Here is a 21,399-nt window from a genome sequence, read left to right as displayed (position 1 = left end):
GGCTGTCGGGTCGGTCGACGGAGTGTCAGGCGCCCCCGGTGGAATCGCGGCCGGTCCGCCAGCGACGGGCGGCCTTCAGCTGGACGTGGACGGCGGGTTCATCCAGCCCCATCAGCGCGGCCGCGGCGTCCGGTTCCAGGCCGAGGAGCTCGTGCAGCAGCGCAGCATCGGCGACCCGGTCGGGCATGACGCGGTGGAGGGCATCCAAGGGGGAGGCCGGCGCGTCCTTGCGGGCCAGGGTGACGGCCTCGCACAAGGCCTGCCAGGTGAAGGCCGCGGGATCGTCGCGCAGCGCCCACGCCCAGTCCGCCTCCGTCCTGCGGAGAACGAGCGCAACGACCTGCTTGGCGAGGCCGGCGTCGCCAAGGCGCGCCCACGCGTACATCTCGTAGTGACCGTAGTGCAGTTCGACGAAAGCGGCGTAGCCGACAGGGGCTAGGGACACGAGGGCTCCGTTCGGCGTCGATGTCGGGAGGAGCATGCCCGGCCGCAGCCGCGGGGGCGCGAAGGCGCGGACGGGGGCGCAAAAAAGGGTGAGCGCGGCGGCCGGTCCGGGTGCCCGCAGGCACCCGGACCGGCTTGCGGGGGCGGGCTCAGAAGCCGCGGACCCAGATCCACTCGAAGCCGGTACTGCGGCACATCCTCAGTACACCGAGGATCAACGCCGTGCGCGCCCACTCCGCCTCAACGGGCGACAGAACTGCCCACGCGAGCACCAACGGGGCGAGGGCTGCGTGCAGCTGTACCGCACCGCGGATAGCGCGCACTCCGCGCAATCCCGCGAAGGGGCCGCCGCCCCTGATAGCGTGGGCGAACACTTCGGGCAGAGCCCGTCCAGGAGCAGGTCGGTCATACATAGGTAGGCGTACCTCCATGGCTGGCCTGACAGCCTCGTCCGGTGGTGATGACACCGGGCGGGGCAACCCCCGTGTGGGGTAGGGCCGTTGCGAAGAAACGTAGCGCGCCACCTGGTCGCCGGTCGCCCTGGAAGGCCCCACGCAATCCTCCCCGTTTCGCCGGACACACTGACGCCGAACAGGGAGCCGGTTCCACATCAAACTGATCAAAATTGGTCGCAGGAGGGCGCCGCCCCGAAGCCCCAGCTCTTCTCCGAGAATCCGATCACCGTCGTCGGCCCGGCGGTGATCTGCGAACACTCGGGGCCTGCCAGTAGCGCACGCCTGGCAAGATCCGAAAGAGGGGCCTTAGGAGTCCGATGAAGATCTTGAAAGCGCGCCCGGCTTGCACCAGTTCGACCTGATTGATATTTACCGGCAATCTGGGGTGAATCAGGCAGTCGGAGCAAGATCTTCAGGAGACTCCTAGGCGGCATCCACCGTGACCCGCGTTCGCGGAACACAGCGGATGCCCCCATCCGGTGGGGCGGTGGAGCCGGTCGTTGAGAGCGGCTCTGTGGAGGCCGAGAGATGGGTTGTGCGGACGGTGTAGCGGTGCAGCGCCCCGTCTCACCGGCGCGAGGAGCATGGCGTCGAGGTGACGGCGCAGGGGATGGCCAAGGTCCGTCGGGCGATGCCTGGTTCGGCCGGGTGAAGCGCGGTGTCGGCCCGGCTTGCACAAGGGTGGCGGGGTTGCCCGGGGGACAGGTGTTGGGCGGCTATCAGGGCCCTGTGCACCGCCGTTGGGCACGATCGTCGGCCACGGGTTCCGGGCGGTACCGGTGCTGCCGGGGAAGGATCGCGGCAGCACCGGGCTGCGCTACAGCAGGACGGGCAGCGACTCCAGTCCTCGGATGAGGCGGGAGTGGCGCCACCGCAGCTCCTCGGCTGGCACGGCCAGCCGCATGCCGGGGAAGCGCTTCAGTAGGACCCGCAGCATGGTCTCGATCTCCGCGTGGGCGAGCGGTGCGCCGAGGCAGCGGTGGACGCCGTGGCCGAAGGCGAGGTGCTGGGCGGCATCGGGGCGGTTGAGGTCGAGCCGGTCCGGGTCGGTGAACTTGCGTGGATCGCGGTTGGCGGCTCCGGGACACACGAAGACCGGGGTGCCGGCAGCGACCTCGGTTTCGTCCAGCTGTGCCGCTTCGGGGGCGTGGCGCCAAGTAGCGATGCTCACGGGCGAGTCGTAGCGCAGCAGTTCGTCCACAGCGGTCGGGATGCGGTGTGGGTCGGCCCGCAGGTGCTCCAGGTCGTCCGGGTGCTGGAGCAGTGCGAGGGCGGCGTTGCCGATCGCCGCTGTGGTGGTCTCGTGGCCGGCGACCAGGAGCAGCAGGCCCAGGGAGACCAGCTCCTCCTCGCTGAGGCGGCCGCCGTCGCCGTCGCGTACGGCGATCAGCCTGGAGAGCAGGGCGGTGTCTGGGGAGTTGCGCTTGGCGGCGATCAGTTGGGTCATGTAGTCGGCGAGGGCGTGGGAGGCCGCGTCGATCCTCGTGTGGTCGCCGGTGGCGAACAGGTCGGTGGACCAGATGCGGATCGCAGCGCGGTCGGCTGGCGGGATGCCGAGGAGCTGGCAGATCACGGTGACCGGGAGCGGGCTTGCGAGGTGCGCGATCAGGTCGGTCTCGTCGCCTGGCTCCCACAGTCCCACCAAGTGCTCGGCAAGGGTGTGGATGTAGGGGCGCAGGCCGTCCACGGTGGTGGGTGTGAACGCCCGGGCGGCCAGGCGGCGAAGGCGGGTGTGCGCGGGCGGGTCGGTGTGAAGCATGGTGTGAGCGACCGCGGGGTGGAGCGAGCGTCCGGATGGGCGGTCAGCGAAGTAGGCCGAGGTGTCCTTGGACAGGTTGGCGGCGAATGCCTGGCGTGCCTGCTCGTAGCCGGTGACGACGACCGCCGCCCGGGTGCTGCCGTCCACGGGGATCTGCAGGACGGGGGAGCGCTCGCGTAGAGCGGCGTAGGTCGGGTAGCGGTCCTGGTAGAACGTCGGGTCGGAGAAGGGGGAGGCCATGTGCTCTTCTGGTCTTCCTAGGCCGTCTGGAATGCCGGGAACTGATGGTCGGCGGCGTGGCGGACGATCGAGTTGTTGGCGTAGTGCTGGGAGACCGAGCGTAGCCACAGGGTCTCGGCGCGAAGGTCGCCCTCGCGGGCGGTGGCTCCGGAGGCTTGGGGAGCGGGATCTGCTTGGAAGGGGGCGTCGGCTCGGGCGGCCCGAACCGCGCCGGCGATCACGGCGGCCTCAACAATTGCCTCGCCGGTTTCGGTCCCGATGTGCCGGGTTGTGGCGACGATTGCCGTGGCGGCCTGCTGGACCTCGCGGGAGCGGTGTTCGTCCAAGGTGAGGATCCCGTCGCAGACCTCCACGACCCTGCGGTGCAGGATGAGGTCGGCCTCGGTGGCACTGCCGATCGTTCGCAGCACCACGTTGGGGCACACGTCCGTCAGGTCGCGCCAGAGCGGTGCGAGATCGGTGATCGACTGACGTTCCCAGCGGTGACGGAGGAACTGGGTCAGCGGCCACAGAACGGCCGGCATGGTCAAGCCTGCCGTGATGAGCAGAACGCTGACGGCGGGCGCGGTCACGCCGAACGCGCAGGACACGGGCGTGACGAGGCTCGTGCAGCGATAACCGCCCGGGGTCGCGTTCCAACCAAACAACGCAGCGATGGCGTTGACTGCCTTGTAGGTGGCGTATACGAGGGCCACGACGCAGCCGGCGGCGGTCGTACGAAGGCCGAGCCGCTGGCTGGCCCGGGTTGCCCTGCGAGACCTGGTCCACGTCTGGGTGAGGCAGTCGTAGACGGCGTACGAGAGGAAGGCGATGTACGCCGCAGAGTAGATGTGAAGGGAGGCGGGCGCCGGGTCAAGGCCCCCGTGGGCCTTGGCCGTGCTCCACATCATGGCGCGCGGGGTGAGGGCGAAGGCGACGGCCATCGTGGCGACAGCCAGGCCAAGGAGGCGGAGCCGCCAGCGAACTCGCCGACGAGCTTCGGCTGCCTCGTAGTTGAGGTAGAGGAGCACCGAGGAGACGCTGGCTCCGGCTGACAGGGTCGCGGAGTTGCTCACCAGCCGGGAGAGGTCCAGCGCAACCGCGTCCTCTATCGCCCGGATAGTCGGCTGGTAGGCACTGAAGGCCAGCGCGAAGCACGCGAGGAATGCGGACAGGCTCAGAGTTCCGGCGGGGCGTTGGCCCGGTCGACGCCTGAATGCCCAGTAGAGCGAGGCAGCGAGCAGCATCAGGGGCATGCCGCCGAAGATGGCGCTGATCATTCGTTGTTCCTTGCAAGTCAGGCGAAAATTGCATCCCAGCGCTCATCGGCGGCGCTGGGGCGAGCGGCGGGCATGACGGTCCCGCGGTACATGCGCTGAAGGATGAGGGTGGCCATCATTTCCGCCTCGACTTCCGCGTCGGTCTCGTACGAGGTGCGCGCGGACACTCCGAGGACGCTCCAGTCCATCAGGCCGGCGAGTTCCTCGTCCGACATCAGGTCGGCGAGGTCGATTTCCCCTGTGTGGTCCCAGAGGATGTGGCCGAGTTCATGTGCGACGATCTGCCGCCGGTGCAGCGGCGAGGCACTTTGCTCGTAATAAATGACCTCGCGGTCCGCGTACCTTTTGCGCAGACCGCACGAGAAAGCGCCGCGCATGTCAACGGCCTCACAGGCGATGGTCCGTCCGACCAGCGAGGCAACTGCGGCGATCAGCTCCTCCGCACCGAACCGGTGAGATAGGTCCAGGCGTCCGAGCCGATCCTCGCAGGCATCCCGCAGGGAAATGGCATGCACGATCCCTCCCAAAAATGATCAAGGAATCCACTGGCGGTACGGCGAGGGGGAGACCCTGCGCCGCAGTAGCCGGATGATCGTAGGCAGAAGAGTGAAGATCATTTCTCAATTGATCTTGAAGGGTTCGATCAACCGGTCGGCGATGCCTGGAGAGATCCCACTCCTTGCTACGGAGCGTGCACGGGTCGGCCCTCTCCGCCCGTGGGATTCCAAGACAGACCGCACGGTCGGTTTGTTTTTCCATCACCGAAAGTAAATGGCATCATGGTCATGACAATTTAGGGTGAGCTGCGTCTCAATTTACATATCGACACTCGAGGGGGTGGCGGCTTTGATCTGAACGTCATCTATGCGCATAGATAATGTTCAAAAATAAATCACCCGATGGCTGGGGATTCCTACGAGGGGGGGATTGGCGGCAGGCCTTGGGATTCTCGGGCCATGTCGAGCATGTCCGTGATCCGCGCCATGTTCTTCGCGCTGAGGCCCTGGCTGCGCAGTGCGATCGACTGGACTCCGGCGTCCCTCATGGCGTTCACGAGATCTCGCTCGGCGAACACCTGCTCGGGATTGTCGGTGACCCAGTAGGTCGGTGGTACGTCGAAGAAGGCGGCGAGGGCTCTAAGGGTGTTGATCGTCGGATTGGCCTTGGCCCCGCTGCGCAGCTGCTTGATGGTGCTCTCGCTGACATCGGTGCCGGCGGCGGCCTCGGCGATCGTGTACGGCCCGCGGCCGGCGGGGTGGCGGTGCTTGAACAGGTAGTTCAGCCGCTTGGCGATCAGCGCCGGCCCCTGGTCCTTGTCTGTCTGCTGGGCCATCGTGCCGCCTTCCGTGTCGGATCGTCCCACTCGGATACTTTAGTGCCTGCCGGTCGCCCGGCATGCATCCCCCGGGGTGATTCAGTGTTCCCAGTCGGGCTTTTTGGTGTACGTTGATTGCGCCAAAGGGTTACTAGGGTGTCGAAACTGCTGGTGGGGGCGCTGTGCCACGTCCGTCAAGGGCGTGGACGATCCCGCCGACCAGTCGCACGGGTTGGCGGCAGCCTCCTCGGGCGCCCTCGACGGAGGCCTGAGAGTTGGCGCTCCCGGGTTCCGCGTACCGCGAGGATGTCGACGGCAGTACGCACCAAGGCCCGTCTCCACTGGTCAGGTTGGGGTTAAACGGGGTGGATGTGTGCCCCCGAGTCGCCCTATGGTTCTGGTCCCGCCGGGAAGGCCGGCGGGGCGCGAGAAGGGGGGAACGGTTGCGTAGCCACGGCCGGAAATGAGACCGGCGCCCTGGAGCTACCAACTCCGGGACGCCGGGCCAGCGCCCCGGAGGGCGCCGATTCACTACCACGCGTGCGGCGGGACTTCTTTTGCACGAGAGACCACCGCGCGCGCTCCTACGAACCACGGAGTATCGCATGCTTGCCATGCCGAAGGAAGCCCATTACCCGGCACCGAGCCAGAGCCAGCAGCGGCTCGCGGTCCAGCTGGCCGACATGATCCCGGGAGCGGTCACCATCCGCGTCAGCCTGGCCGATCCCCGACGCCAGTGGCCCCACCCCTACACGGTGGCCCTCAACGCCAACGGCGAGCAGCTCCCCCTGAGCCGGGCCACCATCAAGGTCGCCGCCCGATGGGTGCTGCGCACCTGGCCGGAGGCGGACTGGACCCGCCCGCACGCCCTCGACCTCACCACCGGACAGCTCAACGTTGGCACGCGTGCCGCGGTCCGGGGCCGCTGACATGGCCCGAATACGAGCGATCAAGCCCGAGACCTGGGTGAGCGAGACGCTCGCCGAGGTGGCCATCCCGGCGATGGTCACCTTCCTCGGCATAACCAACCACGCCGACGACCACGGCCGCCACCGCGACAACGCGGCGATCGTCTACGGCCTCATCTGGCCGATGCGCGAGGAGATCGGCCGGGCCGACGTCGAGAACCACCTCCAGCAGCTCGCCACCGCCGGAGCCATCTGCCGGTACACCGGCTGCGACGGCCGCCGGTACTTCCACTACCCGACCTGGCGCAACCACCAGAAGATCGACAAGCCCAGCCTGTCCCGGCTGCCCGCCTGCCCGCACTGCGAGCCGGAGCGGTGCGGCGTCTGCAAGGGCCCCTGCATCCAGCGGGCCACCCTCGCCGCCGCCCCGGCAACCGCAGCCGAGGACGCCGCGAGTGCTCCCCGAATGTTCGGCGAAACCTCGGCGAACACTCCAGCAGCCCCCGACCAGGGAACCGAGCCCTTCCCGTCGCCCCCCGCGCAGACGGCTCCCGCCGCCGCCGAAGCGGTGGACCCGGCGATCGACGCCGATCGCAAGCCCGTTCCGGCCCCCCGGAAAAGCGCAGGTCAGGCGGCATCTGGCGAAGCCTCCCCGAACCTTCGCCGAACCCTCCCGGAGCCCTCGGCGCCTGGATCTAGGATCTTGGATCCTGGATCTTCTTTCCCTACGGGGCGCCAGGCGCCCGACCCGGGCACCGTCTCGGCCAACCAGCTGATCGGCGAGTACGTCGCCGCCTGCACCGAGCGCCCCCCGGGTGACGTCCTTGGGCACCTGGGCCGCCTCACGAAGAAGCTCATCGACGAGGGCATCGCGGCCCAGCACGTCCGGGCCGGGCTGCAGCGGTTCGCCGAGATCCAGGGCCACCCGTCCCGGCTTCCGAGCCTGGTCAACGACGCCATGAACGCACGAAGCGTCGGTTTGGCCCGGCCGGGAATCCGGCCTAACGTGCCCGCCCACCAGGCGTGGACCAACCCGGTCGACGCCGTCGCCGCCTACGCCGAGGAGCTGTGATGCGCACCCACCGCGACCCGCAGACCTTCGCCGATGGCCCCTCGGTGCTCGACCAGATTGCCCGGATCCTCGCCACCCGGGGCATCAGCCAGGCCAGGGTCGACGCCCTCCCGGACGAAGCGGAGCCGTACTCGGCGGAGGAGGCGCTGTCGGCCGGGATGCCGCTGCGCTACCGCGACGCGGTCGCCGAGCACCCGCAGGTCCTGGCCTGGACCCGGCAGGTCGCCGACCAGGCCGCCGCCCCGAGCCTCGGCGCCCGCCACCAGGTCACCACCGGCCCCAGCCTGCTGATGGCCGGGGTCGTCGGTTCAGGCAAGACCCACGAGGCGTACGGCGCGGTCCGGATGCTGGTGCAGGCCGGCATCGGTGTGCGCTGGCGCGCGACTACCGCCGCCGACCTCTACGCCGAACTCCGCCCTGGCTCCGACACCGACGCCGAGCGAGTCCTCGCCGCCTACAGCCGGGAGCCGCTGCTGATCCTCGACGACCTCGGCGCCGCCAAGTCGAGCGAGTTCGTCGAGGAGCAGACGTACCGGCTGATCAACCGCCGCTACAACCACATGCTCCCGACCCTGATCACGACCAACCTGCCGATCAAGGACCTCCGGACCTGTCTCGGTGACCGTGTCACCTCCCGGCTCGCCCAGATGACCACCCGGGTCAGCTTCGAGCCGGTCGACCGCAGACGCCTCCAGCGCGCCGCCTGAGCCACCGCCACGGCGAGCCGCTCAACCTTCACCGACCCAGCGCACCTCTCCGCCGACGCCGCCCTGCGCGCGGAGAGCGATCGGAGCAACCCCGCATGACCACCACGACCAGCCCTGTCCGCCACCGCTCCCTTGGTGATCACACCTGGCAGGACCAGGCCGTCTGCACCCCGACCGAGTACAACCTCGTCGACCCCGAAGTGTTCTTCCCCGGACCGGAGGACGCGGCCACAATCGTCACCGCCAAGACCCTGTGCGGCCAGTGCCCCGTCGTCCGCGCCTGCCTGGACGCCGCCCTGGAAACGAACGACACCCACGGCATCCGGGGCGGCCTCACCGAGGCGGAGCGCGAACACCTGCACACCAAGATCGCCGACCGCCTCGACTACAGCCGCGTCAACGCCACCCTGGCCGGACGCGACATCCACCTCACCAAAGCCGAGCGCCGCGCCGTCGTCCTCGCCGGATACCGCCACGGAGTCCGGGTCGAACGCCTCGCCTGGCTCCTCAAGATCACCGACGAGCACGCCCTCAAGCTCTACCGCGAAACCCGCCGCGCCATCCGCCACCGGCAGATCGCCGAAGACGCAGCCCGCGCCACCACCGCCAACGAAACCGCCGACCAGCTCGGCCGCGACGACTTCGGGACGGCCGCATGAGCACCACCGTGACCACCTCGACGACCGCGCGCGTCACCGGCTGGGACCGGGCCGTCGTCATCGCCCTCGGCGCCGCCGGGTGCGCCCTCTCGTACGACGCCCTCCAGCAGATGGCCATCGCCATCCACGTCCGAGGCTTCCTCACCTACCTGTTCCCGCTCGTGATCGACGGGTTCATCGCCTACGGCGTACGCGCCCTGCTGGTGATGCGCGACGCCCCGCTGCCCGCCCGCGCCTACGTGTGGACGCTCTTCGGAGCGGCCACCGGAGCGAGCCTGTGGGCCAACGCCCTGCACGCGGTACGGCTGAACGAGCAGAGCACGACCATCGGCCTGCGGCTGGGCGACACGGTGGTCGCGGTGCTCTCCACCATCGCCCCGCTCGCCCTGGCCGGTGCCATCCACCTCTACATCCTCATCGCCCGCGGACAGGTCAGGCCCGCTGACCCGGACGGCCACGGTGACCGAACGGCCGAGGCTGACCCTGGTCAGACCATCGCCGAGGCCGACCTGGCCGGGCGCCCGGCCGTGTTGACCGGCGGTCAGGACAGCACCGGTCACCCCGCCGCAGGTCAGCCGGTCAGCCGCCCGGTCACCGCATCGAGGCCCCAGCCGCAGCCGACCCAGGTCACCCCGGTCAGCCTGACCAAGCCCGCTGACCTGGGCGGTCACCCGGACACCGCCGTGCCGGTCACTACCCCGCCGGTCGCTGACCCGGCCGACCCGGTGACCGGTGACCGCCGAAGTGACCTGGACACCGAGGACCTGCTGAAGATCGCACGGCAGGCGGTCAAGGAGGAGGACAAGCTGACCCGCAAGGTGGTCGCCCAGGCGATCCGAGGTCAGCAGATACCGCTGTCCAGCGACACCCTGACCCAGCTGATGGCCCAGCTCCGCGCCCAACACGGTCAGCCTGTCACCACCAACCGGGACTGACCGACACCCGACCGCCGGGGTGACCGACCAGGCCACCCCGGCCGGTCACCCACCCGCACCACCACCTACCTGGAGCACACCGCCATGCGCACCACCCCCGCCACCTGGGCCGAGGCGGACTCCTGGCTCGCCGTCCTGCACCAGCGAGGCCACCTCCACCACGTCGAAACCGGCCCCGACGGCACCCGCAGCGTGCAGCGCGGGCGGCACTCCCACCCCTGGACCTTCCACCACCCCGTCCTCGCCCTCGACTTCGTCGAGGACCTCCTCCTCGCCATCCGTCAGTGCGACAGCGAGGCCGGCCGGTGACCACTACCGAACGCGACGACACCACCCGGGGACCAGAGGGTGACCCCAACAGCGCTCCTGGCGGAGCAAGTTGTGGGGTAAGGAGTCCTTACCCCACCCGCGCCCCGAAGGGGGCGCAGGCACCCCGGTCGGTGGCAGACCCAGGGGGGCCTGCCACCGACCGGGGAGTCGGTCCAGGGGTGCCGACCACGAGGGAGGACGAGCAGCAGCCGATCGCCCTCCGCGCCGCGCCGCGCCGCCGCCTGCGCCAGAGCATGCCGCGCACCAACCGCATCTGCCCCCGATTCAGCGACCCCGAGTGGGCCCTCCTCCAGCGCGCCGCCGTCCGAGCCGACCTCGCCCCCGGCGGCTACACCGCAGCCGCCGCCGTGGCCGCCGCCGCCAGCACCGACCCGAGCGCGGCCGTCGCCGACTACCGGCGCGGCATCCAGGAACTCATGGAGTCCAACCGCCAGCTCGGCGCGGTGGGCAACAATCTCAACCAGGTAGCGCACTTCCTCAACGCCGGCGGCCAGCCGGGCGCCGACCTGCGCCGGCTCCTGGCTCGCGTCGAAGCCTCCATCGACGCGGTCGACGACGCGGTCGACTGGCTGGTCCGCCGGTGATCCCCAAGATCCGCACCGGCACCGACCGCGCTTTCCCGCTCATCGACTACCTCTTCGGACCCGGCAAGCACGAGGAACACACCGACCAGCACCTCGTCGCCTCCTGGAACGGCTTCGCGCCCGACCCGGGCCCCAACCCGGAACGGCACCAGGTCGCCAAACTCGCCAACCAGCTCGACCAGCCCGTCAAGGCCCTCGGCAAGCAGGCCCCGGCCACCAGGATCTGGCACTGCTCCGTCCGTACCGCCCCCGGCGACCGCCACTTCGACGACACCGAGTGGGCCACCATCGCCCGCCGCATCGTCCACGCCACCGGCATCGCTCCCGAAGGCGACACCGCGGCGTGCCGCTGGGTCGCCGTCCGGCATGCGCCTGACCACATCCACATCGCCGCCACCCTCGTCCGCCAGGACGGGCGCCTGGCTGGCCTCTCCTTCGACCGCCGCAAGGCCCAGGCCGAGGCCCGCCTCATCGAGAAGGAATACGGCCTGCGGCAGCTCAACCCCGGCGACGGCACCGCTGCCAAGAACCCCACCAGCCAGGAGCACTTCAAGGCCGAGCGCACCGGCCGCACCGAAACCCCACGCGAGACCCTGCGCGAAGCCGTCCGCCAAGCCGTCGCCGGAGCCGCGAACGAGGAGGAGTTCTTCGCCCGCCTGCGCGAAGCCGGCCTCCGCGTGAAGCTCCGCCGCGCGCCCTCCGGTGACGTGCTCGGCTACAACGTCGCCCTGCCCGGCGACCGCAACGCCAGTGGGGAGCCCATCTGGTTCCCCGGGTCCAAACTCGCCCCCGACCTCTCCCTCCCCAAGATCCGCCGCCGCCTCGACGCCGCACCCGCCACCGGCGCCCCCGCGCCGGACGACCACACCGCCCGTGCCGGCCGCTCCGCTCCCGCGCGCCGCCGCCGGGACGCAGCCCACGTCGCCGAGCGCGCCGCCGCTGTCCTCGACCAGGACGACGACGAGGCCGCCGCCCACCTTATCGGCGCAGGTGAACTCCTCGACGCCCTCGCCCAGACCTCCCCGGCCGCCACCCGCGCCGAACTCCGGGAAGCCGCCCGCGCCTTCGAACGCGCCACCCGCAGCCACGTCCGCGCCGAGAACGCCGACATCCGCGCCCTGCGCTCCGCCGCCCGCGGAATCGTCCACGCTGGCGGCGCACTTGGGCGTGGAGAAGACGGCGGCGCCACTGCTATGGTCCTGTCCACCCTCGTCCTGGCCACCCTGGCCGCAGCCCGCTGGCACTCCGCGAGGGGCCACGCCCAGCAGGCAGCCGCCTCCCGCCAGGCCGCCGACCACCTGCGCGCCGCCTACCAGCAGGCCGCAGCCACCCCCATGCGCACCATGCGCGAGATCGGCCGCGCCCTCCCGCAGGGCGAGCGGTTGCGTTACGACACCACCATCCGCACCGTCCTCGGCAACGCCGACGGGAGCCCGAAGGGCCCGGCCCGCGAGCACGACGCCCTGGCCGCCGTCCTCGCCGAAGCCGAGAAGGCCGGCCACGACCCCAAGGCCCTCCTGAAGAAGGCCGTCGATCGACGGGAGCTGGAAACCGCCCGGAACACCACCGACATCCTCGTCTGGCGCATCCGCCGCCTCGCCAACCTGCCCGCCAACCCCGAACACCCCCACGCCCGTACGGCCACCGACACCCGGGCCCGGACCGCGCCGGCACCGGCCCGCCCCGCGCAGCCGGCACCGGCCCAGCCCCCGGCTGACCCGCACCGCCCGACGCCACGCCGCTGACCCCGAAATCCCTCGACACCCGGTCCCACCAGGTGTTACCCAAGTACCCCGAACGGAGACCCCGTGACCAGAACCGCCGAGCACACCACCACCGCCCCGGCCCCGATCACCACCCCGGTCCCGGCCGCCTCCGACCCGCTCCTGCAACTGGAGTACGAGACCCAGCCACCCAGCGGCCCGGAGACCGTCCGTCTCGCGCAGTGCCCCTCCGAACTGGCGCTGCGCGGTATGCCGGTGACCTGCTCCAGCTGCCGCGCCCGCCGGGACTGGCTGCTGATCAACCACCGCCGCCACGTCTGGATCGGCTGCCGCTGCGGGGCGGAGTGGCTGGAACCGGAGCTCACCCGGCGGGACTTCGACGCCATGATCGCGGACCCGACCTGGACCCGGTACGGCAGCCTCACCGAGGCCAGAATCGTCCTGGGGTTCGACGGCATGTTCGCCGGGCTGTACCTGGAGTAATGAGCGGCGTTGCATCCGGTGCAACATCTCGCGTGCGCTGCACATCGTGCTGATCTGCGGCTCCCCGGGGAACTGGTTGAGGCTGGCCCCCCGTTTTGCGCCCCGGCCAGGGCGGCCGTCCCCGACGCAACGATGCTGAATCGGATGCAACCCGGAACGGATATGCCGGACCGGTCCCGGACGCCCCAGGGGCTCTGAAGCCCAGTGTTGGCTTGGTTCGTGATGGATCAGGCAGGTGCGGCGTAGCGTGGGGTGCGGCGTACGAGCTTGGTAGTGCCTGTGGGACTGGTGTAGGTGCTGACCCTGTCGCCGTACTCGCCCAGTCTGGTGGCTTCGTCCGTCTTGTACGCGAGCGCGTCGCTGATGCCGAGGTCTCGTAGTGCGACCAGCACTCGATGGACGTCTTCTTCGTCGTTGCAGTCTTCGGTGAAGACGACCACAGGTCGGCGGGTGGGGTCTCCGTCGAAGGGGTTACCGAGCGTGGCGACCTTGGCGACTGGCCCCAACTTGCCTTCATGCACAGCCTTTTCGACCAGATTCCATCCGGCATCGAGCGCGCGAACGGGCAGGAACCAGAGCCACTTTCCGTACGGTTTCACGGACGGCCTGCCGCTCGGAAAGGCTCCACCGCCAACAGTGGCCCAGAGCCACGGGTCGCTGGTGACGGCCGAAGGGCGGGCTCGGTGGCGTCGATGGGCCGTGCGAGTGGTGTGTGCGTGCACGAACGCAGCCTATGCCGTAGGACCTCTTGTTCGTGCTCCATCTTGTGCGTGTGGCGCTGACGGAATGTGACGACGTGCGGGTTCGCCGGGAGCAGGCATTGACCGCCTGCTGCCTGGCAGTAGCGGCTGAGACAGACGCCGGGCTGGAGAGCGTACGACGGGCAGCCATGTTGATGGACTGTCTTGGCGTGCTGCGCGCCGCCCACCCGCCTGGTCGGGCAGCGCAGTTGGGGATGAGGGAGTTCCGCCGGGGCCTACGTGGCCCGCTCGCTCCGCTTCTGCCGCCGCAGGGCGACGTCGATGACCGTTTCGGTGAGTTGCGGCTGTTGGACGCTGCCGGGTTGGTCCGTGACGCACTGGAGGACCTGTGCCGGGAGCATCTTGTTCCGCAGACGGCGCTGGACCGTCACTGGCCCTGGGCACGTGTGAGGGCGGAGCAGGAGGAGCGGCGTCTGTTCGAGGTGATGCGCCGGCTGGAACCGGAGGAGTACCGGCAGGCGCGGGCCCTTCTGGCGGAGTGCCCGGCCGGGCCGTTGAGGGTGTTGCGCAAGCGGTGGGATCGGTTGTGGATGCGCTTCGACTTCTTCGAGGCGGTCAGCGATTGGCCGTGGTGTCAGCTGGAGGGTTGGTGGTATCCGTGTCTGAAGTGCCGGTGGCCGATGCGGGTGGTGGAGACCGGCCAGGAGGTAGAGGTGCGCTGCGAGGCGCACCGTGCCCGGGGGGTGCACTACCGTCTGTCTCTGGAGCGGGGTGGGCGTGGGGTGGCGCCGATCCTGCTGGGAACGGGCAGGGCGTCGGAGCCGGTAGTTGGTCTTCCCGCCAGCGTGGATCATCTGGCGCTCAGTCGTCCGGTGTGGCGGTACGGGGTGCTGCCCACCCTGCTGGAGATCGAACTGCGTGACCGGTTGAAAGGCCATGCCCACGTACAGGTGGAGATGTGGCCGGGCGAACCGCGTCCCGACGAATACGATTTGAGGATCACGGTCGCGGTCCCCGGGCGGCCGGTCCGGACCTGGCGGGTGGACGCCAAGGACTGGGCGTCGGCTGACGCTCTCGCCAAGGCGCTGCTGGAACGCGAGCCGAAGCGCTATGTGCTCTACATCGTCCTTCCTGACCACCAGGCCCACGAGGTGGCGTGTCTCAACACTCGGCTGACCGGGCGGAGGACGAAGGTACTCACGCTCACCCGCCTCGTCGAGCAGGTCAAGCGAGCTGCCAGGGGGGCGCGGTGAGGGACAGGGCCGAGGAGGAGTGGGCGCTGCGGAAGCTGGGGCTGGCCATTCCACTGGCGCTGGCGGACGAGTACTTCGGGTTCGTCGACCCCAAGGGGCAGCGGATTGTCCCGCTGGATCAAGCACACGTCTTTGCTGCCGCGCGCACCGATCTGTGGGATCGCTGGACTCAAGTGCCCCGCCAGGTGAGGCAGATGGCGGGCACCTACTGGCACGTGCGGCCTCCCGCGCTGGCCGACCGGAAGGAATTCGAACAGCTCGCGTGCTGGTGGGCCTGCCAGCCGGACAGCTTCTACCGGATGCCGGAGGGCGTAGACCCGCGCAAGGCGACCCACCTGCTCGTTGCCCACGCGCAGCGACCGCTGGAGCTCGCGCGGGGCCTGTTGTGCGAGGCGGAGTCGATCTACTACGGCAGCCGCGGCCCGCAGCCCGTAGCTACTGCCGGGATGTGGGCGTTCGGCAAGGACTCCGTCGTGGCGATCCCGGAAGGGGAGGGCGAGGACGGAGTCACGCCGCTACGAGTGCGCACCTCCCCGTACCGAGAGGAGGTCGTCCTGTCGCGCCGCCGGATGCTTAGGGCGGTGGGCCGGCAGATGGCCGCGAACGCGCGCAACAGCTGGAAGCCCGGACTGATGGGCAGGTTCTTCGGACGGCTGCTGGACCTGGATGACCGCAAGGTCACCCGGCTGCGGATGCCCGCAGGCAAGGTCACGGTCGTCAACGCGCCGACCGGAGTCGGGAAGTCCGTGCTGCTCAGGGCTGCGGCGCCCCTGCTGGCCCAGACCCGAACCGGGTCGGTTGCGGTCGTCGTCGGCCAGATCCACGAGAGCCTGAGCAACACCGAGCACATGCGCGAAGCCGAGGGCGAACTCGCCCGGCATGCCCTCGATGAACAGATCCGGCGTGACGACGACCTCGTGCGCAAGACCGCCGCCGAGTTCGCCCTCGCCCACCCCACGCTGAAGGTCGTGCCGCTGGTCTCCGGCTCCCGGCTGGCCGAGCAGGCCGGCCGGGCCCTGGTTCAGGGCCGCGAGCAACGGTTCGAGGAACTGGCCTACGGCTGCGACCTGTCGACATGGCTCACAGACGGGGAGCCGGTGCGGCGCGGCGCGGAGCCATGCCTGTCCCTGAGGCCGGCCGACGCCACAGACGACCGCGAGGGACCGAGCCTCGCACACGCCTGCCCGCGGCTGGGCGTCTGCGGCAAGTACGCGTTGATCCGCGAGGCCGTGGACGCGGACGTGATCGTCACCAACCATCACAATCTGCTGGTCGGGGCAGTGCCGGTACCCGTGGAGACCGACAAGGGCGTGCTCGACCGCATCAGTCTCCTGGAGTTTGTGATGCGCCGGTGCCAGCTGTTGCTGGTCGACGAGGTCGACCGGATGCAGCAGAGCTGGTGCGAGATGGGCACGGACGAGTTCACCCTGGCCAGCCGGGGATCCCACAAATCGTCGCTGCTGGTGGAGGTCGACCGGCAGCGCGAGGGCCTGGACGCGGCCAGCGACCGGCGCCTGGTCCCCGTCCTGTTCAAGGCCCGCAGCCTGGGCGAGCAGTTCCTCAACTACGTCCTGGAAGGCGACCTATGGCTGGACCCCGCCGAGCACGATGACGACGACCGGCTGAACTCCGGCTGGCACGTGCCCGGAGCCTGGGACCGGTGGCTGCTCGACAAACTGCTGCACGTGGACGTGACCCAGCCGATCGACCAGGACGTCTACCGCGACTTCCGCAAGATCTTTCCCGACCGGAAGAAAAAGAAGAGCAACCCCCCACCGCCCCGTTACGCCGACCTGGCCGCGCTGCTGGACAAGGCCGTCAGCCGCGACGCCAGCCGCGACGTCCTGCCTCTGGCGAAGACTCAGATCGACAGAGCGCTGGGCAAGCTGGGAGTCCCCAAGCACGAGCGCCGCGAGATCACCAACGCTCTACTGGTGCGTGCCTGGCTCGGCAGCCTGAGCCAAGCCCTGCGCCACCTCAAAGCCGCCCTGGCCGGCATGGGGCGCCGAGAACAGATGACGGCGGGCCGGGACCTCGCCAAAGCCCTGGGGACATTCAGCCGCAACCCCGCACTGCCCTTCGGGCCACTGGGCTACCAGCTGATCGGCTTCAAGGTCGAGAAGGACCAGCGCGGCGGCGGGCGCCTGTCCGTACAGGCCCTCAGCGGCGATCCCCACACGAGCACCGTCCAACTCGGCGGAACCATCGCCCTGGCCACCGCCGGAGTGGAACGCAGCGTCCTGGCCCTGTCCGCGACCGCGTACTTCCCCGGTGCCGCCAAGGAACACCTGCACACCCTGCCCGCCTACGTGATGACCGACGCAACACCCGGGTCGGTCACCGCCCTGCCCGGCAACGTCTCCGACACCCCCAACGGCTGGAACCCCATCTCCATCGGCGGCCAGGACCAGGCCAGCAAGCCGGCCCGGCTTCGCGACCTCGGCGCCCGCCTCTGGACAGACCGCCTCTCTGAACACCTGAGGTATCTGGAGAACCACGAACCCGACCGGGTCCGCGCGATGGTCGTCTCCAACGCCTACAGCCAGGCCATGGTCCTCGCCACCGGCATCGCCGACGTGATCCCCGACCCGTCCTGGATCGCCGTGGTCATCCCAAAGGACGGGCCGCCCGGCGGCGTCGCCGTGCCCCCCGGGGTGGTCATGATCACCGTCGACCAACTCGAAGACCTCCCCTTCACCCACCCCAAGGTCAAGGTGATCTGCGCCCCGATGCGCCTGGTCGCCCGAGCCCTGAACATCCTCGTCCCCGGCACCGACCGCTCCGCCCTCGCCTCGGTCTGGGTCGCCACCCGCCCGCCCGCCGACCTCCACTCCCCGACATCGATGTACGCCAGCATCGGCGCCGCCGGCATCGCCGCCGGCCGTACGGGCCCCGACCCCGCCCGCATGCTCGACAACCAGCGCCGCGCCGCCCACAAACGCCTGTACCAGCTCCTCGGCGCCAGCCCGATGCTCTCCCGCCTCCCCAAGTTCCTGAAGATCGAAGTCCTCGCAGGGATCCTCGTCGACATGATCCAGCTCGCCGGACGCGCCCGCCGCGGCGGTACCCCCGTACAGCTCTACCTCGTCGACAACGCCTTCTTCGCCACCCACTTCGGCACCGACTACCCCTCCCTACTGCGCGCCTACTACGACCAACTCACCGAAAACCAGCAGCACCAGCTGCGCCGTACCTACGGCTCCACCCTCACCGCCTGGCTCGACCTCGCCCACTCCACCGACCAGCCCCACCTGGTCCACGTCCCCCTGCCCCGCGCCACCACGGCCGAGTACGAAAGACCCTGATGAGCACCCAGACCCGGCTGTCCCTGCTTGCCTCTCACGTCGACGAGAAGCTCCTCGGCACCACCTACCTCTACCCGCTGCCCGACAAGATCGACAAAGCATGGCCGGCCCTGCGGCAGATGTACCGCGGAATCACCGGATCCAAGGGAAACCTGCCCTACGCGGGACTGCTCACCGTCCTTCGCGCCACCGGCTACACCTGCGCGGCCCTGTACCCCCAGAGCAAGGAACACCCACCGAAGTACCTTGCCACCAGCCGCCCCATCGACCGCGACGACCTCCACGACGCGATCGTCCTGTGGGAACAGGCACTACTGCAGACCGAACGCGACCGCTTCTCCTTCGCCTACCAGAGCGACATCGCCGACCTGATCGCTGGCACCGCCCCCGAAGAAACCCTGCTGTGGGAGCACTTCAACCCCACCGGCGGCTGCATTGACGCCCCCGGCTGGGTGTGGAGGGCGGCCAGCTGGGCCGTCGCCAGCAAGCTCGCCGCCGAACCCTGGCAGATCGACGGCAAGACCGTCCGCTTCCGTCCCGACCTGGACCGCAACCTCCTGGTCTGGGACACCGACCTGCTGTGGACGAACACCTGGGGCGCCGCGTACGGCGACAAGGACACCGGCAGCCCCGGCGAGGAAACCCCGGAGTGGAAGACCCGCACCCACTGCGCAGTGCTACGCCTGGAGGTGGCCGTCAAGTCCTACCCCGGGCTGAACGTTCCCGTCGCCGCCATCCAGCCGGTCGTATCCCGTCTGAGTAACACCCTCCGCAGCGCCCGCACCGGCTGGTTCGCCCCCCGCGCCGCAGACGGACCCCTGCTCAGGCTCGCCTTCGGAGGCCGCGGCGACCACACCCACGTCGACCACACCACACGCCTCGCCCTGGACGCATGGACCCGTCTGCACGGCGAAGACGTCTTCCCACGCGCCGCCGACGAAACCGACTTCCTCGCCCCCAGCGCCTGCGACCTCACCGGGAAACCCGGCGACCTGCGCGCCCTCATCCCCTTCTCCGGCACGTACTCCATCGGCAAGGGCGACGGCATGCACTCCAGACGCGAAGTCGCCCGTTACGCCAGCGCCGCCCTCGACCAACCGCTACTGCAAGCCGAACAGGTCGCCGGGCGCGCCTTCGGCAGCCGCCGCAGCACTGACCAAGGCCGCGACAGCGTCCTGCTCGACGATCCCCGCCTGGGCGAGATCCTCCTCACCGCTGGCCGCGAACGCCTGCGGATCCTCGTCCTTTACCGCCACCAGGATGAGCGCACCCGCATGCAGCGCCTGCTCGCGTACCACTACAACCGCCCAGACCTCGCTGCCACCGGCATGCCCGAGGGCACACCGGTGCCGCTGAACGACCACGTCGAGGCGTTCCTTCAATCGGCGGATGACCTCCTCCGGCACGGTGATCATCACAAGCAGCGTCCCACCCTCGCTCGGCACCTCCAAGGACTCGATGCCCCCGAAGGCACAAGGCTGCTTGCCCTGTGCGAGACCGAGTACGACGCCAAGGCATGGGCCCGCCAGCGCCGCGAATCCCGTAAATCCGATTCGACGGTCGTTGACCCCTACGAGCTCGACGCCAAGCCCCACGCCGTCCGCGAACTGGCCAACCTCGGAGTCCTCACCCAGTTCCTCACCCCCCACAAGCCCGGACGGCGCAACCCCCGCAAGAAGGAACGCGAGGCCACGACCGATCTCGACCTGCTCGGGCGCGAACTCGAAGGCGACCACCGGGGCCACATGGCCATCGCCGACCTCCACCGATCCGCTGGCCTGATTCACCCCCGCCTGACCGACGCCCTGACCTTCGGCCCCAACGGGATCAAGGAACCGCTCGTCCACGTCGGCCTGCACCTGCGCCAACAGCTCGGCGACCGTCGTGGTCCCGCCACGGAGCAGCCGCGCCTCATCTGGACCCTCGTCGCACTCGTACCCGGCCCCGAAGGATTGTGGCAGTCCCTCGCCTACCTGCCCGATGCGGATTCCCCCGGAGGGCTCTGGCTTGACTACGCCACCGCCAATACCCTTCACCGCGCCCGCCGCCTGCCCGAGGGCCGACGCCGCGACGCACAACTGCCCCGCTCCATCGACAAAGCACTGTGGGAACTCGGCCCGTTCGCCAATGCGGCCACCGGCTACAACTTCTACGTATCCGGCGACGAAGCCCGCAGCATCTGGCCGCTATTGGCCAACCGACACCACGGCCGCACACCCGAACCCGACGGCACCCTCGACAAGCGCACCGCCTTGCCAGGCTTCAGTCTCCCTCCCGGCCACCGCCCCCGAGCGGTTCTCCGTGTTACCGCCGGCACCGAGCACGTCGCAGTTCCAGCCCTCGTTGAACGACTTGAGAAGACGGACGAAGGGGAGACCGAATTCCAAGAGCGGAAACTCTCCACGGGAATCTTCCGCATGAAAGGCACCACTCGGAACTTCATCCTCTGCAACCTGCCTGAGCAGTACAAGGGAGGCTCACGCCACGCCCGCGCTGGCGAGAAATACACCCGCTGGGCCAGCATCTCGGCAGAGGAGCAGGCGGAAAACTGGTACAGCCACACTGCCACGGAGATCAGTGTCCTTCACCTCCCAGACGGTCATGACCCGGTCACCTACGCCGTGGCCGCCGCCCGCCTGTGCGACCATGCCCTCCACTGGAACTACCGCACCCGCTACCCGGCACCCATCCACCTCGGCATTCAGATGGACCAGGACCACTGGGAGTACAGACGGACCGTCGACGCTGAATCGGAGACCGAGGGCTGAGCCACCGACGAACGGGAGCGCGGAAGGAATACAAAACGCCGGAATAGGTACTCTCCGCCGGTATAGGCAGGAAACGCGAAGGGATCGCCACTCGGTGTCGGGCGGCGGTCCCTTGCGCTTGGTCAGCGCTCCGGAGTCGGAGGCGGTGTCGGTGAGGGGAGTCGGCCGGAGACGGTCAGCCGGTGGAGGCTGAGCCGGATGGCGGCCGGGCGCAGGCCGAGGCTGTCGGCCAGCGTCTCGGGTGCGAGGCCGGAGGCTTGCTGAAGGTGTTCGAGGACGGCGCGGTCGGTCCGCTCGTCGGCCGCGCGCATCGTGCGGTAGGCGCCGAGCGCGCCGCCGGCGAGGGCGAACAGGCCAATGGCGCACACCGCGTAGGCGTTGGTCAGGGCGGCCGGGACGGCGGTGGCGGCACCCAGGGCGGCGAGGGTGCTGCAGGCGATGAGCGCGCCGGGGCGGCGGATCGGGCGATCGGTCATCGGCGGGCAGTCCTTCCTGGGG

19 protein-coding genes are annotated in these 21,399 nt (G+C 69.6%); 12 read left to right on the top strand and 7 right to left on the bottom strand.

What is annotated here, in order from left to right; all coding sequences use genetic code 11:
* Positions 1-25: 25 nt before the first annotated feature.
* The 5 genes from ACIQVZ_RS13455 to ACIQVZ_RS13435 form a co-directional block, all read right to left on the bottom strand.
* Entirely contained in the window at positions 26-445 is a 420-nt protein-coding gene (locus ACIQVZ_RS13455) for a hypothetical protein (RefSeq protein WP_402449655.1), read from the bottom strand.
* Between the two features lie 1,271 nt (positions 446-1,716).
* A complete protein-coding gene (locus ACIQVZ_RS13450) occupies positions 1,717-2,898 on the bottom strand; it encodes a cytochrome P450 (RefSeq protein WP_402449654.1) in 1,182 nt (393 codons plus the stop codon).
* Positions 2,899-2,915: 17 nt separating this feature from the next.
* Complete coding sequence (locus ACIQVZ_RS13445) at positions 2,916-4,157, bottom strand: MAB_1171c family putative transporter (RefSeq protein ID WP_402449652.1); 1,242 nt, start codon at positions 4,155-4,157, stop codon at positions 2,916-2,918.
* Between the two features lie 17 nt (positions 4,158-4,174).
* Positions 4,175-4,672, bottom strand: coding sequence for an ImmA/IrrE family metallo-endopeptidase (locus tag ACIQVZ_RS13440; RefSeq protein ID WP_402449649.1), 498 nt, complete (start codon positions 4,670-4,672; stop codon positions 4,175-4,177).
* A 398-nt stretch (positions 4,673-5,070) separates the two neighbouring features.
* Positions 5,071-5,520 (bottom strand): helix-turn-helix domain-containing protein, encoded by a 450-nt coding sequence (locus ACIQVZ_RS13435; RefSeq protein ID WP_402449647.1) that lies wholly within the window; start codon positions 5,518-5,520, stop codon positions 5,071-5,073.
* Between the two features lie 557 nt (positions 5,521-6,077).
* On the opposite strand from ACIQVZ_RS13435, the gene ACIQVZ_RS13430 reads away from it, so the two are divergent.
* The 9 genes from ACIQVZ_RS13430 to ACIQVZ_RS13390 all read left to right on the top strand — a co-directional run bounded on the left by ACIQVZ_RS13430 (position 6,078) and on the right by ACIQVZ_RS13390 (position 12,874).
* The gene (locus ACIQVZ_RS13430) at positions 6,078-6,401 is read left to right on the top strand and encodes a transcriptional regulator (RefSeq protein ID WP_402449646.1); all 324 of its coding nucleotides are present in this window, start codon (positions 6,078-6,080) and stop codon (positions 6,399-6,401) included.
* Between the two features lies 1 nt (position 6,402).
* Positions 6,403-7,452, top strand: a complete 1,050-nt coding sequence (locus ACIQVZ_RS13425; protein WP_402449644.1) for a hypothetical protein — start codon at positions 6,403-6,405, stop codon at positions 7,450-7,452.
* Positions 7,452-8,159 (top strand): ATP-binding protein, encoded by a 708-nt coding sequence (locus ACIQVZ_RS13420; protein WP_402449642.1) that lies wholly within the window; start codon positions 7,452-7,454, stop codon positions 8,157-8,159. Before ACIQVZ_RS13425 ends, ACIQVZ_RS13420 begins: the two co-directional genes overlap by 1 nt.
* A gap of 95 nt (positions 8,160-8,254) precedes the next feature.
* Positions 8,255-8,818 (top strand): WhiB family transcriptional regulator, encoded by a 564-nt coding sequence (locus ACIQVZ_RS13415; RefSeq protein WP_402449639.1) that lies wholly within the window; start codon positions 8,255-8,257, stop codon positions 8,816-8,818.
* Positions 8,815-9,753, top strand: coding sequence for a DUF2637 domain-containing protein (locus ACIQVZ_RS13410; protein ID WP_402449637.1), 939 nt, complete (start codon positions 8,815-8,817; stop codon positions 9,751-9,753). Before ACIQVZ_RS13415 ends, ACIQVZ_RS13410 begins: the two co-directional genes overlap by 4 nt.
* Before the next feature lie 84 nt (positions 9,754-9,837).
* Complete coding sequence (locus tag ACIQVZ_RS13405) at positions 9,838-10,062, top strand: hypothetical protein (RefSeq protein WP_402449635.1); 225 nt, start codon at positions 9,838-9,840, stop codon at positions 10,060-10,062.
* 179 nt (positions 10,063-10,241) lie between these two features.
* Positions 10,242-10,667 (top strand): MobC family plasmid mobilization relaxosome protein, encoded by a 426-nt coding sequence (locus tag ACIQVZ_RS13400; RefSeq protein ID WP_402449633.1) that lies wholly within the window; start codon positions 10,242-10,244, stop codon positions 10,665-10,667.
* Positions 10,664-12,412 carry a relaxase/mobilization nuclease domain-containing protein gene (locus ACIQVZ_RS13395; RefSeq protein ID WP_402449631.1) on the top strand — a complete coding sequence of 583 codons (1,749 nt, stop codon included), beginning with the start codon at positions 10,664-10,666 and terminating at the stop codon, positions 12,410-12,412. The genes ACIQVZ_RS13400 and ACIQVZ_RS13395 overlap by 4 nt, the downstream gene beginning before the upstream one ends.
* Positions 12,413-12,475: 63 nt before the next feature.
* A complete protein-coding gene (locus tag ACIQVZ_RS13390) occupies positions 12,476-12,874 on the top strand; it encodes a hypothetical protein (protein WP_402449629.1) in 399 nt (132 codons plus the stop codon).
* A gap of 227 nt (positions 12,875-13,101) precedes the next feature.
* Here the strand turns inward: ACIQVZ_RS13390 and ACIQVZ_RS13385 are convergent, their stop codons facing one another.
* A complete protein-coding gene (locus ACIQVZ_RS13385) occupies positions 13,102-13,473 on the bottom strand; it encodes a putative phosphothreonine lyase domain-containg protein (RefSeq protein ID WP_402449627.1) in 372 nt (123 codons plus the stop codon).
* Positions 13,474-13,646: 173 nt separating this feature from the next.
* Between ACIQVZ_RS13385 and ACIQVZ_RS13380 the strand changes: the two genes are divergently transcribed.
* Genes ACIQVZ_RS13380 through ACIQVZ_RS13370 form a run of 3 tightly spaced genes read left to right on the top strand, consistent with a single transcriptional unit; the run spans position 13,647 to position 20,901 of the window.
* Positions 13,647-14,828: a hypothetical protein gene (locus ACIQVZ_RS13380; protein WP_402449625.1), complete on the top strand. Its 1,182-nt coding sequence runs from the start codon at positions 13,647-13,649 to the stop codon at positions 14,826-14,828.
* On the top strand, positions 14,825-18,133 hold the full coding sequence (locus ACIQVZ_RS13375) for a hypothetical protein (protein WP_402449624.1): 3,309 nt from the start codon (positions 14,825-14,827) through the stop codon (positions 18,131-18,133). The genes ACIQVZ_RS13380 and ACIQVZ_RS13375 overlap by 4 nt, the downstream gene beginning before the upstream one ends.
* Positions 18,133-20,901: an RNaseH domain-containing protein gene (locus tag ACIQVZ_RS13370; RefSeq protein ID WP_402449622.1), complete on the top strand. Its 2,769-nt coding sequence runs from the start codon at positions 18,133-18,135 to the stop codon at positions 20,899-20,901. Before ACIQVZ_RS13375 ends, ACIQVZ_RS13370 begins: the two co-directional genes overlap by 1 nt.
* A gap of 122 nt (positions 20,902-21,023) precedes the next feature.
* Here the strand turns inward: ACIQVZ_RS13370 and ACIQVZ_RS13365 are convergent, their stop codons facing one another.
* Positions 21,024-21,377, bottom strand: coding sequence for a hypothetical protein (locus ACIQVZ_RS13365; protein ID WP_402449620.1), 354 nt, complete (start codon positions 21,375-21,377; stop codon positions 21,024-21,026).
* Between the last annotated feature and the right edge of the window lie 22 nt (positions 21,378-21,399).

Origin of the sequence: Kitasatospora sp. NPDC098663 (assembly GCF_044760075.1) — a bacterium.
Taxonomy (GTDB): domain Bacteria; phylum Actinomycetota; class Actinomycetes; order Streptomycetales; family Streptomycetaceae; genus Kitasatospora.
Note: the sequence above shows the minus strand (reverse complement) of the source record. Positions and strands in the feature narration are given on the sequence as shown.

Excerpts from the sequence above, each read along its gene's own strand:
- ACIQVZ_RS13430 (WP_402449646.1), top strand. The coding sequence starts at position 6,078 with ATGCTTGCCATGCCGAAGGAAGCCCATTACCCGGCACCGAGCCAGAGC.
- ACIQVZ_RS13450 (WP_402449654.1), bottom strand. The coding sequence starts at position 2,898 with ATGGCCTCCCCCTTCTCCGACCCGACGTTCTACCAGGACCGCTACCCG.
- ACIQVZ_RS13370 (WP_402449622.1), top strand. The coding sequence starts at position 18,133 with ATGAGCACCCAGACCCGGCTGTCCCTGCTTGCCTCTCACGTCGACGAG.
- ACIQVZ_RS13445 (WP_402449652.1), bottom strand. The coding sequence starts at position 4,157 with ATGATCAGCGCCATCTTCGGCGGCATGCCCCTGATGCTGCTCGCTGCC.
- ACIQVZ_RS13365 (WP_402449620.1), bottom strand. The coding sequence starts at position 21,377 with ATGACCGATCGCCCGATCCGCCGCCCCGGCGCGCTCATCGCCTGCAGC.
- ACIQVZ_RS13420 (WP_402449642.1), top strand. The coding sequence starts at position 7,452 with ATGCGCACCCACCGCGACCCGCAGACCTTCGCCGATGGCCCCTCGGTG.
- ACIQVZ_RS13425 (WP_402449644.1), top strand. The coding sequence starts at position 6,403 with ATGGCCCGAATACGAGCGATCAAGCCCGAGACCTGGGTGAGCGAGACG.
- ACIQVZ_RS13405 (WP_402449635.1), top strand. The coding sequence starts at position 9,838 with ATGCGCACCACCCCCGCCACCTGGGCCGAGGCGGACTCCTGGCTCGCC.
- ACIQVZ_RS13410 (WP_402449637.1), top strand. The coding sequence starts at position 8,815 with ATGAGCACCACCGTGACCACCTCGACGACCGCGCGCGTCACCGGCTGG.
- ACIQVZ_RS13415 (WP_402449639.1), top strand. The coding sequence starts at position 8,255 with ATGACCACCACGACCAGCCCTGTCCGCCACCGCTCCCTTGGTGATCAC.